Consider the following 12,249-nt stretch of genomic DNA (forward strand, 5'->3'; position numbering starts at 1 on the left):
ATCTACAGTTTCGCTGCTTCAGGTGCTTTAGGTAACTCTTTCCTTGGAATTTGTTGTACTCGTTCGGATGTATGGTAAACAAAAGAGGCAACAATGGTGGCAGATCTTTTCAGATCTTCCTCTACAAGCCTGTCATAAGTATCTTCATTACTATGGTGTGTACGTGTATTGTAATCCATCGGATCCTGAATAAACTGGAATCCAGGAATACCTACAGCATCAAATGCCTGGTGATCTGTACCTCCCGTGTTACTAATCGTCACTGTTTTTGCGCCGATGTCGCTGAACGGAGTCAACCAGTCCTTAAATATTGAGCGTGCAGCTTCATTGCCTTGAAGATAAATACCCCTGATCGCGCCTGTTCCATTATCCAGATTATAATACGCACTGATTTTCTTTTGATCTGGAGTCAGGACCATCGTCTTTGGATCGCCATAGTGTTTGGCAACATATCCTCTCGATCCGAAAAGCCCTTGCTCCTCAGAACTCCACAAGGCAATTCTGATGGTTCTTTTTGGTTTGAAGTTGATGTCCTTAAGAATTCTCATTGCTTCCATCATTACCGCAGAACCTGCAGCGTTGTCCGTTGCACCTGTTGCAGAATGCCAGGAATCATAATGACCGCCGATCATTACAACTTCGTCTTTAAGCTTTTTATCCGTACCTGGAATCTCCGCAATCACATTGTAGCCTTCTGGATCCTGGTCAAAGAAGGATGTTTTAATATCTGCCTCCATTTCTACAGGCTTTCCAGCACGAAGTAATCTTAAAATATGCAGGTAGTCTTCAGACGAAACCTCCAGCTCCGGAGAGACAGGCTTCGCATCCAGTGCATACGACGCACCGTTACTGGTGAAGAACGTACCATAACTGCCTCTTGCGTACGTTAAGATCAAGCCGACCTTCTCCTCGAGCAACATAGTAATCATTGCAGCTCTCGTCTCCCTCATCTTTAACATTTGGGCCATCATGTTATTGTTGCCCGCAGGACGTTGCGGCCTTTGACTTTGGGCAGAGGCTTGCTCCATCCTGGTTAGCACAGAGTCAGCATGTCTCACCGCATCTGGCTTATAAGTATTTTGTAAAGGTTGTAGCATCGTCTGATCGAACATTACAATCTTCCCTGCAAGCTTTCCTTTATACTTATCGAGATCCGTTATAGTATCTGCTTTTATTAGAATAACCTCCGATTTGATCAGGCCATTGGTCCCCGGTGTCCAGGCCTTAGGCGAGGCAATGATTGCATGATAATAGGGAAGGGTAGTAGCAGCATAGTATTTATCAATTTGCCAACCTTTACCGAATTTCCCCCATGATTCCAAATGAACATTTTTTAGTCCCCATTCCGTAAACTGCTTAACCGCCCAGTCTTGAGCTCGTTTCAATCCTGGTGAATTTGATAATCTTGGTCCCGCAACATCAGTAATTTGAAAGGCAATATCCATTACTTTGGAATTATCAAGTCCCTCTTTGCGGATTTTTTGCACGATATCTATATTTACTTTCTCCTGGGAGAAAGCGGACAAGACTAATCCTAGTGTAAGTGTAGTTAGTGTAAGTTTTTTCATCATAATCAGGTTGTTGTTTAGATAAATCTAAGATACTATCTTAAATAATTAATATGTCCACTAACATTTTTACATGATTGCCCTTAAATAAGAAATGACGAAGTAATACCCCGCCATTTTCTAACTAAAACTAACTAAAATTATTTTACACTTTTCCGTGCAACAATAAAATAACCTATAATGAAAAATACGACGGCGTAAATCAGACTACTATAAATTTCTCTAGAGAAAATCTCTGCAGCACCCTTACTTTTACTTAAACTTAAGGTTAGGAATGGGTGACTATAGGGTACCATATAAGCATATTCCCATCCTTTACTCGCCACGATTATTCCCATAATCACGCCTATAAATCCAATTCCCATTGGCTTTAAAAAATCGCCCCAAATTAAACTGATGATAAACTGAACAGATAGGATCCCCAACGACGATAAGAACACTTTGAGATATAACTTAGTCAGCATCTCGACAGGCGAAAATTCATTAAACTTTAGTTCGCTATTTAACATATACAGCAGGTAGCCAAAGACGAGCGTTAGTATAGCGAAAAGAGATAAGCTAAGAAAAATGAGCAGAACTGCATATAGATATTTAGCGGCATAAATTGAGAACTTATTTAGTGGTTGCGCGAAAAGGGTTTTCCAGGTGTCATTTTTATGCTCGATATTGTTGACGGAAAAAGCCATAAAGATCACATAGAATGGAAGGATCAACATTCCCATTATTCCAAGAGCGGTACCACTATATATACCCCATAAGGCCTCTGGCGGATAATTCCTTGCTATAACCTTTTCTGCGTTGCTGAAAAAGCCGGCTGCGATTAATCCACAGATAACCAGGGGTAATAATATTGCTGCCCAGAAGGCAAGTGTCTTTCTTGATTTGAAAAATTCAGATTGGAGAGATATGATCAATGAGTGCATCTTAATTGTTTTTTGTAATATCGAGAAATAAGTGCTCCAGATCTTTACGTACAGGGCAGATACTTGAAACATGATATCCGTTATTCACCAGTAGTGCATTTATTCTGGCGCTATCTTCGGCAGAAGTGAACAACATGCTTAACTTCGATTCTTCAACCGTCGAAACATAACCATTTGCAGTTAGAAGTGCAGACGCTCCGGCAACGTTTGAAGTTTCGATTTCAAGCGTCGGTTTACTCAAATTGTGGAGTTCGGCTATTGTTCCCTGGAACAATAACTTTCCTTTATTTATGATACCAACGTGGGAAGCTATCTTCTCTATTTCACTGAGTAGGTGACTTGATACCAGAATTGTTTTTCCATGATTTGTGGCTAGATCCATCATAAGGTTACGAATTTCAATAATTCCGTTGGGATCCAGGCCATTTGTAGGCTCGTCAAGCAATAACAATTCAGGATCAGATAAAAGGGCAAGGGCAATGCCCAAACGCTGTTTCATTCCAAGCGAGTAGTTAGATGCTTTTTTATTTGCAGCTTCTGTTAAACCAACAAGCTGAAGTAATTCTGTGGCTTTAGACTTTTGAAGTCCTAATAATATACATCTGTTTATTAGATTTTCTTTCCCGGTTAAGTGGGCATATATTGCTGGCTGCTCTACGAGAGCACCAAGGCGTTTCAAACTTTCAATGCGATGGGAATTGATTTCCTTTCCAAAAAGAAAAACGGTGTCTGCCGGAGATTTCAGCAGGTTAAGAAGTATTTTAATTGTGGTGGTTTTGCCAGCTCCATTAGGGCCAAGGAAGCCGTAAATACTTCCTTTCGCAACTTGTAACGAAAGATTATCTACTACCCTTTGGGTTCCAAAGTTGTAAGTCAATCCCCGGGTTTCAATGATCAGCTCGCTCATTTATTTAGAGAAAGGATTGCTGATCTTTATTATTGAAATCTTTGAAGTTGAAGATTTTAAAGCAATCTCATCATCGTTTTGGTTACTATTAGCGTTAGGCGTCAGTGCAAATAACATGATGACGAATACTGGTACTAAAAGAAGTATAAAAGGCGATACGTTTGATAACTTTTTCATAATTGTTTCGTTTTGATGAAACAAATAGAATCATTAAAAGAATTCTGCTAAAATGTTTTAGACAAAGCGCAGATTATTCTAGATAAACGCCGCAAATTGAATGTTAACAGATTATATCGGTAATCCAGGCTATTCGTAGAAAAAAAATGCCTGTTCGTCGAAAGTGAGGCATTTTAACACAGATCATTTGCTATTTTGGACCTTTAAATTTAGTGTTATAAAGGATTAATGAAGAGCAAAGCGCCTTTTACCGTTCACCTGATTTTTTGGCTGATTGTTAGTTCCATTTTATTTTTTGAAGTATTTGTAACTAAAGAACCAGTAACGTTATCCTCTTTTGCTATTGAACACGGCTATTCAGGACTAATAAACATCTCCATTTTCTATATTAACTATACGCTTCTTATCCCTTTGCTTGTCAAAGACACCAAGCGATATGGGCTTTATGTGATCAGTATAACACTTTTGATCTTGTTCATGACCCTAATTAAGGTTGTCATTGATAGTTTTTATTCTAATTTCTTCCTTGCTGCTCTGGATCAGGCTGTAAAAGGCAAGTATATTGATGTAGCAAAACACGTTGTCTTTCATATTTTCATATCAGGATTTTTCATCGTTGCCAGCTCGCTGATTAAGTTTGCGGCCGATTGGTTCGGTAATGAAACAGCACAAAGAAATCTGATTCGTGAAAGAAAAGAGATGGAGCTGCAGTTTTTGAAATCACAGCTAAACCCTCATTTCCTTTTCAACTCCCTCAATAACATCTATTCTTTAGCCTACCAGAAATCTGATAAGACTGCGGATGCCATATTGAAGCTTTCAGAAATTATGCGGTACATGATCTATGAAAGTAACGATAGCTGGGTATCCCTGAGTAAAGAGATTGAATACGTACAAAGTTTTATAGAGCTTCAGAAACTAAGATTCAAAGATGGCGCAGCCGTAGAATTTACCCAGAACGGTGAGATTGACGATCAGCAAATTGTGCCACTGATTTTGATCTCATTTGTAGAAAATGCGTTTAAACATGGTATTGCTAACGATCCACAAAATCCGATAAGAATCAATATTATTGCGAACCAAAAAATCTTGCACTTTAGTGTAAGTAACAAAAAGAACAGTTACAATAAAGACCAGATGGGGGGAGTAGGCCTGCACAATGTAGAACGCCGTTTACAATTACTTTATCCGGAACGGTATAAATTAAATATTGTAAATTCGGATACCCATTATACCAGTGAATTAATGCTTGATATATGACAAAATTAAAATGTATTGCTGTTGATGATGAGCCTTTGGCCCTCGATATTATAGAAGACTATGTATCTAAAGTACCTTTTCTAGAGCTTGTTAAAAGAACTGAAAATGCAATAGAAGCACTTCAACTGGTCCAGGCGGGTGGCATCGATCTGGTATTTTTAGATATTCAAATGCCGGAACTTACCGGAATTCAATTTCTTAAAATAGCCAATAACAAAGCCAGCTATATTTTAACAACTGCCTATTCTCAATACGCCTTAGAAAGTTACGATCTTAACGTATCTGATTACCTTTTAAAGCCAATCGCTTTCGATCGCTTCTACAAGGCTGTCGAGAAGGTGCACAATCTCAACAAACCTGCCGAACCCGTTGCCGTAGCGCAGCCCCTTCCTGTATCTGCTGCCTCTGCTGCGACAAATCATAGTGTGCAGGATTTCATTTTTGTAAAGACTGAGCATAAGATCCAAAAGATACAGCTTGACGATATTCTCTACATTGAAGGGCTTAAAGACTACATCTCGATCTTTACTAAAGCCGAACGTGTCATTACCTTACAGAACATGAAAAAGATGGAGGAGACGTTACCTAAAGGCCAGTTTGTAAGGGTTCATAAGTCATATATTATCTCTCTGGATAAGATAGAAAGTATTGAACGCAGCAGGATCGCTATTAATGGTAAAGTGATTCCGATAGGGGACACCTATAGGGATGAATTTTTTAAGCACATTGACAATAAAAACATTTAGTTTACCACTTTCTTAATTGCCAATTCTACCTCCTGTACAACATCTTCAGGCTTATTACCATTAGGTTCTATAGGTTTTAGGACTGTCCACCGAAGCCGCTCTCCAACACGAAGCGGATAGGTACCATATTTCACGATTTTCCAGGAGTTCTCAATGGCAACAGGCACTATAAGTGCATTTGGAACGACTTTGAGAAGTGTAGCGATGCCACCGACCTGGAAAGGCTTCAAATGGCCATCTTTAGATCTGGTTCCCTCTGGAAAAATCAGGGTTGACCAGGTGTTATCGCTCATTCGTCTTCCTAACTTGATAATCTCAGAGACAGCTTGCTTGCTATCCTTACGGTCAATATTTGCGCCTCCACCATACTTAAGATTGAAAGAAATTGACGGTATACCCTTAGTAAGCTCAATTTTGGAAATAAACTTTATATGGTGCTTTCTTAAAAACCAGATCAAAGCAGGGATGTCGTACATGCTTTGGTGGTTTGCAACAAAGATGATGGGACGGTCTGTAGGGAGCTCTTGATTGTTATTAAAAGTTACAGAAGACAGTAAAAATAAATCTGAATAGGTGAGAAAGAAATTAAGAATATCCACAGATATCTTATGGGCTCTATAACCAAAGAACCGATAACAAACCCATTGAATGGGATGAAATATCACTAAAGAGAGGAAAAAAGCAAAGTAAAATAACGGACTAAACACATAGCCAAGCAGCTTGTTCATAAATATTACTTAGACTTAAAAGAATAGAATTTTCGTTTTCAAAATTGCCGCAATACTCATGCTGTCAGTAATTTTACCATCCATCACCATTTGGTAAGCTTCGTCAAAGGGGGCTTACGCAGTATCAGCTGCTCAGTTTCCTCCGGTTCAGCCACTCCCATCGTTAGTCCTTTGGCTACGTAAATGACAGCAAGTTCATCACTAACAGAATTTGACAGATACATGCGCTGTATTTCGGTCCAGTCTGTTGCTATTAGTCCGGTCTCTTCCAACAATTCTCGCTTTGCACCATCAAGCGGGTCTAATCCCAGAGGACCGCCCCCTTCCGGAATCTCCCAACTATAGGCGTCTAATGGATAACGGTATTGTCCAACCAACCAGGTGTTGTTTTCTTCATCCAAAGGAAGCACGCCTATTGCTACATTTTTAAAGTGAACAACCCCGTATATTCCTGAACCGCCTGAAGGGTTAATTACCTGATGCTCGTTAACATTGATCCACTTATTATCATAAACTTCTTTTCGCTCCAGCGTCGTCCATGGGTTGTTTTCTTCCATGGCTGCAATATACAAAATTACAGAATCTAAGGCGTAGCAGTATTGGTTGGAGGTGGTACTTTTGCTTTAGTGACTCTGGCAAAGCGATAGTTAAGGCTCAACGTAACATTGCTTGAATTATTGGTGTTGAAGTTTTGTACCCTGAAATTAGCCCCTTCACTATACGATGAGTTGTTGGCACGGCCAAAGGGATCACTGATGTTGACTCTCGCATTCAACTTATTTTTCATAAATACTTTCCTGGCACCCATCCAGGTCGTAATTGATCCTTTATTTCTGCCTTGTGCAGAAATGTTATTGTAGTAATTGAAGTTGCCTTCAAAGGCTGTTTTGAATGGCAACTGCATGGATATCCCAATATTGCCACTCAGGTTTTTCCCGGTCCGGTTCAGCGCACTGTTTAAATCAGATTGGTAGGAGGTCTGACTAAAAACAAAGTTAGCATTAGTGGAGATCGTCTTATGTGGGCGATAGTTGCCAGAAAGAACAATTCCATACTGCTGGTTGGCAGATACATTGTCAAAACTGGTTTCAGAAACTCCAGTCTGATCTACTGATCTGAAGCGCTCAATTACTGCACTGCGGCTGGCATAAGTGAGCTTCGGGTTGAAGCTCCATCGCATTCCCCAGGCATTTAAACCAATATCCATTTGGTGCGTAAGCTCCGGATTAAGGTTTGGATTGCCATAATTTATGTTTAGGGGATCTATATTATTTATCTGAGGGTTTAAAGTGTTTTCCCTTGGCCGGTTAACCCTGACACTATAGGAAGAAGTCAAATTAAATTTTTTAAAGTTTCTGCTGATACTTGCAGTAGGGAATAAATTGAGGTAGGGGTCTATGTTATAGTTCTCACCAGAGGAAAGATCGAAATGAACAGCAGTTAATTCAGCACGTAATCCGGCCTTCGCTCCCCAGTTTTTAAGTCGAAGATTGTAGGAGGCATAACCGGCAAAAATGTCTTCCTTGTAAAGAAACCTGGTGCTTTGTGGTTCATTGATCACAAATTGCTGACTGGCCATGTCAAAATACTGATTGCGTTGATCTTTGTCATTATTACGGTAAGTATACTGAAGGCCTAGTTCAATATTGTCTCTTTTCTTCAAAACGGGCTTATCAAAATCTGCTTTAAACGTCAGCCCATTATTGCCGATGTTGTCTACATTATTCTGCAATTGTTGCGCACGGTTGGCAGGAGCAAATGTTCTATCTATAATGCGATTGGTAAGGTCATTATTATCATTGTACGTCAACCCCAAGGTAACTAAGCCACCTGTCGTGTCAATTTTTAATTCATAGTCCGCATCTGCCACGAAGGTTGCTCGCTTAATCTTTCCCGTATTTACGGTAGTTCTTAGGGAACGCTCCACGAGTTCTTCATCGAGAGAATAGTTATATCCTCCGCCAATACTATTACTACTGTTATTATTGTAATTGGTTGAAATGCGAAGGCTTTGCTTTTTTGTGATGTTCCAGTCGAAGTTTGCCCTATAGTTCCCGCCATCACCGGAGTCCCTATAGTCGTTTAAATTATTCTGATAAAAAGTTGTATCTGTTAAAAAATTCTCCCTATAACTGGTGTTCGTTGTTTTCCGTAAGTTGTATTGATAGGCACCTCCACCATTAATGGAATAGTTCTTCGCTTTATACGAAGCATTGGCGTTAACATTTGTCTTGCCAGTAAGACCTGCTGAACCACCTGCATTGCCTCCAAGACCGATCTTGAAATTTTTCTTAAGTACAATATTAATGATGCCTTCGCCATCTCCCGAATATCTTGCTGGGGGATTAGTCATCACCTCGATTTTCTCAATGGCGTCAGAAGGTAAAACGCTTAGAAGGTCGGCAATATTAGAAGTCATATAGTCCGAGGGCTTCCCATCAATGAATATTCGCGTATTCCGCTTACCAGAGATACTTGCGTTTCCATCGAGGTCAACTTCCACCATCGGCACATTTCTAAGAATATCACTTGCTGTGCTACCTTCCGCTAGTATTGACTGCCCAACGTTGTAAGTCATCATGTCAGCAGCATACTGAATCAATGGTTTTTCCGCAGCAATAGTGACTTCCTGAAGATTGGTTTGATCGGCTACTAACTTCAGCGTTCCTACTCGTTTCTCAGGATCTTTGTCGTTTAATACAATGTCGTCTATGACTAACGGAATAAAGCCGACATAATTCACTTTAATCCGGTAGGCGCCATACTTTAAGGAGCCGATTTTAAAGATTCCGTTTTCATCAGTCGGCGCAGACACGATTGGCTGATCTGAACCTGCAGCATAAACCGCTACTACTGCTGAGGGTATAGGTAAAGCACCCACCTGCTCAACAACCTTTCCTGAAATTATCCCTTTATCTGCTGCCAGCAGCTGAAATGAAATTATTAACAAAGAAAAGCTGATGAACGTCGCTTTCATTTTATCATGTATTAGAAGGATTCCTCGTCAGAACGGTTCTCCTGTTGTGTAGGTTTCTTCTTGGCATTGTTAAACAATGTTTTACCAAAACGGTAAGAGTAGGTTAAGTTAGCCATTGTTCCCTGCATTCTGCGACTAAAATCAATTTCAGTTGTATTGGTATTAGTAGTCATAGTCCATCTTCTGCTATTGAACACATCTCTCACATTTAAGCTTAACGATGATTTCTTGTCTTTGAAATCATATTTAGCGCCTGCATCCATTCCAAAATTTGCATTTCTTGTGCCTTGAGCCATTACTTCAGCAGCACTATATTCTGCCCGTATTTGCAGCGTGATGCTATAAGGCAACACAAAGTTGTTGGTCACATTCGCATTCCAGCTAAAACCCGAGTTTTCAATCACACCAAAAGCAGGTACTCCCTCAATCTTGCTTTGGTATAAGTTGACATTACCCGTAAAGTTCCACGCCTTAACTACATCAACCCGGCCTATTAACTCAACGCCGCTGTTAACACTCTTAGTTAAATTTTGAGGCGTAGTAATTGTAATTCCTTCTGCATTAGGATCAGTCCTTACCCTTTGAATGACATCATTGGTCTGACGTAAGTAGGCACTTGAAGTAAAAGTTACTGCTTTCCAGAATTTGCTATAGCTAAGTTCAAATGCATGAACATCTTCTGGCTGTAAGTTAGGATTACCTTGTCGGTAGTTCAAAGGGTCAGAGACATCCAAAAATGGATTGGTATCCCATCCTCTTGGTCTGTTAACTCTCCGGCTATAACTCAACTGAACCTGTTGATCTCCTTTAAATTTTTCAGTTAAGAAAACGCTCGGATAAAGCCTTGTATAAGCAACCTTCCCTGGAGTGTAAGCCAATTGACCGTTTTGCTGATAGGTCCCAAGACGTGTATCTAGTTTCGCATCTTCACCCCTTAAACCTACTTGATAGCCAAAGTTTTTAATCTGATTCTGGTAGTTGAAGTATAAGGCATGCACCTGATCCTTGCTGTTAAACAAATTACTCAGTCCCAAATTCGTAATGTACTCGCCAGTTAAAACGTCAGAATTCTTGGCAATCTGGTTGCTTTCAGAAAATCTGATCTGGCTTCTGTATCCAGCCTCTATTTTACCGAACTCTCCTAAAGGCAAGGTGTAATCGGTCTGAGCGTTATAGTTTTTGTTGTAACCAAAATTATCATTATCCTGAATGTTAAGGAACGAATTAACTGGAAGGCCGTTCACATTATAAACGTCAGTATTATAGATCTGATTATTGTCGTTGTCTCCCTCTGAGAAACTAAAGTTGAAAGTTAGTTCTTCTCTCGGTTTAGTAAATTTTAAACTGTAGTCAAGGTTTAAGTCGTAACTACCCCCGGTTCCAACATTACTGTTGTTTCTGTTGCTCAACTGAAGCGGACTTCTGTCCGTATACAATCTGTTTATTGCAAGCAGTTCACTTCTGTCATTATCCCTGACATTGAATCCGCCTGAAAAACTCAAAACACTTTTATCGGTTATATAGTAATCTATCCCAGCCTTCGCATTGTGACCTTTGTCCAGCGATCTCGAATCCGTGATCTGATCTGCGTATCCTGTCGGAACTCTTAACGCAGAACCATTCAGGTAAGTAATGTTATTGTAGCCCCCCCCTAAGCGATTGCCATACCTGTAGCTATAATTTCCGTAAAGATTAATCTTACTGTTCTGGAAGCTCAAATTTGTGTTGGCATTATAGTTATCACGATTGCCTGCAGTCAATGCTACAGAGCCATTAAGACCTAGCTTCTTGTTTTTCTTTAAAACGATGTTGATTATTCCGGACTGACCTTCTGCATCATATTTGGCAGATGGATTGGTGATGAGCTCTACACTTTCAATCGAACTGGCCGGAATAGATTGAAGTATCTGAGCAACGTTTCCACCTGCTATCAATGAAGGCTTTCCATCTATCAATACCCTTACACCACTTGATCCTCTCAAACTTACATTTCCCTCAATGTCTGTTTGTACAGATGGGACGTTTTGAAGCAGGTCAGACGCTGATCCACCCTCACTAACCAAGCTTTGATCAACAGAGAAAATCTTTTTGTCGATACCCATTTGGATAGTTGATTTGGGCGCAGTGATGGTCACCTCATTTAAAGCCGTCCCTTTCGAGGGCTTCATATTGATAGTTCCGAACTTAATTTCTTTGTTGGTGTCAGATATAGAGATCGAATCTCTTACCATTGTTTGATAGCCTAAATAACTTACTTTGAAACTGAAAACGCCTTTTGGTAAACCAGTAATTACCAGGTTGCCATCTACATCCGTTTGTGCGCCTTTTACTACAGCCTTAGTTTTTCTATCGATTACAATTGCCGAGGCAAAAGGAACAGTTTGGTTATTGGAGGCATCTACAACTTTTGCGGTAATTTTACCCTCACCGGTACTTGTTTGTGCGTATCCTGTGACTGCATTGATACAAATAGCAAGTGTTAAAAGCACGGCATTGCGTACGGAATTCTTCATCTCAGATCTTTAATTTTCGTAATTATAATGGAGGGACAAAGAAACGGCCAGTTGGTTTAATAAAATAGGGCGTAACTATTTTATTACAGGTTCATTCCCTAAATGGAAGTAAAATGTTTGTGGTACTAATCTACTGATACCGTAAGACCTTCTTGCTGAAGAATTTTTCGATAGATCTCCATCTCGGTGAATGATCCTTCTAATACAGGACATTTCCCCTTGTTGTGAACCTCCCAGGCTATTTTCTCCGCCTGGTGCTCTGTATAGTCAAAGTATTTCATCATGCAATGGATCACATGTTCAAAAGTGTTTACATCATCATTCCAAAGTATCAATCGGTGAATCGTTTTCAACGAGCTCATGATTTCTTCCAATGTGAATGTTTCTTCTTTCGTTTCTGTTGACATACCGCAAAAATAGGGTTATTTCAAAATAATGTTGTAGTTAAAG

At 39.9% G+C, this 12,249-nt stretch carries 11 protein-coding genes; 2 read left to right on the forward strand and 9 right to left on the reverse strand.

Features of this window, described 5'->3' with window-relative positions; genetic code table 11:
* Positions 1-2 precede the first annotated feature (2 nt).
* The 4 genes from WKF66_RS03100 to WKF66_RS03115 form a co-directional block, all read right to left on the reverse strand.
* Positions 3-1,571, reverse strand: a complete 1,569-nt coding sequence (locus tag WKF66_RS03100) for a M28 family metallopeptidase (protein WP_489672938.1) — start codon at positions 1,569-1,571, stop codon at positions 3-5.
* A 137-nt stretch (positions 1,572-1,708) separates the two neighbouring features.
* Entirely contained in the window at positions 1,709-2,491 is a 783-nt protein-coding gene (locus tag WKF66_RS03105; protein WP_489672939.1) for an ABC transporter permease, read from the reverse strand.
* Between the two features lies 1 nt (position 2,492).
* A complete protein-coding gene (locus tag WKF66_RS03110; RefSeq protein ID WP_489672940.1) occupies positions 2,493-3,398 on the reverse strand; it encodes an ABC transporter ATP-binding protein in 906 nt (301 codons plus the stop codon).
* Positions 3,399-3,575, reverse strand: coding sequence for a hypothetical protein (locus WKF66_RS03115; protein ID WP_489672941.1), 177 nt, complete (start codon positions 3,573-3,575; stop codon positions 3,399-3,401).
* A 228-nt stretch (positions 3,576-3,803) separates the two neighbouring features.
* Here WKF66_RS03115 and WKF66_RS03120 point away from each other — a divergent pair, with 228 nt between their 5' ends.
* Positions 3,804-4,835, forward strand: a complete 1,032-nt coding sequence (locus tag WKF66_RS03120; RefSeq protein WP_489672942.1) for a sensor histidine kinase — start codon at positions 3,804-3,806, stop codon at positions 4,833-4,835.
* Complete coding sequence (locus tag WKF66_RS03125) at positions 4,832-5,581, forward strand: LytR/AlgR family response regulator transcription factor (protein ID WP_489672943.1); 750 nt, start codon at positions 4,832-4,834, stop codon at positions 5,579-5,581. Before WKF66_RS03120 ends, WKF66_RS03125 begins: the two co-directional genes overlap by 4 nt.
* On the opposite strand, the gene WKF66_RS03130 is transcribed toward WKF66_RS03125, so the two are convergent.
* The 5 genes from WKF66_RS03130 to WKF66_RS03150 all read right to left on the reverse strand — a co-directional run bounded on the left by WKF66_RS03130 (position 5,578) and on the right by WKF66_RS03150 (position 12,206).
* On the reverse strand, positions 5,578-6,309 hold the full coding sequence (locus tag WKF66_RS03130; protein ID WP_489672944.1) for a lysophospholipid acyltransferase family protein: 732 nt from the start codon (positions 6,307-6,309) through the stop codon (positions 5,578-5,580). The two genes, WKF66_RS03125 and WKF66_RS03130, sit on opposite strands and share 4 nt — an antisense overlap.
* Before the next feature lie 83 nt (positions 6,310-6,392).
* Positions 6,393-6,866, reverse strand: a complete 474-nt coding sequence (locus WKF66_RS03135) for an NUDIX domain-containing protein (protein WP_489672945.1) — start codon at positions 6,864-6,866, stop codon at positions 6,393-6,395.
* A 26-nt stretch (positions 6,867-6,892) separates the two neighbouring features.
* Positions 6,893-9,286, reverse strand: a complete 2,394-nt coding sequence (locus WKF66_RS03140) for a TonB-dependent receptor domain-containing protein (protein WP_489672946.1) — start codon at positions 9,284-9,286, stop codon at positions 6,893-6,895.
* A gap of 11 nt (positions 9,287-9,297) precedes the next feature.
* A complete protein-coding gene (locus WKF66_RS03145; protein ID WP_489672947.1) occupies positions 9,298-11,799 on the reverse strand; it encodes a TonB-dependent receptor in 2,502 nt (833 codons plus the stop codon).
* Positions 11,800-11,924: 125 nt separating this feature from the next.
* Complete coding sequence (locus WKF66_RS03150) at positions 11,925-12,206, reverse strand: ATP-dependent Clp protease adaptor ClpS (protein WP_489672948.1); 282 nt, start codon at positions 12,204-12,206, stop codon at positions 11,925-11,927.
* Positions 12,207-12,249 lie beyond the last annotated feature (43 nt).

Origin of the sequence: Pedobacter sp. (assembly GCF_037719805.1) — a bacterium.
In the GTDB taxonomy this organism is placed as follows: domain Bacteria; phylum Bacteroidota; class Bacteroidia; order Sphingobacteriales; family Sphingobacteriaceae; genus Pedobacter.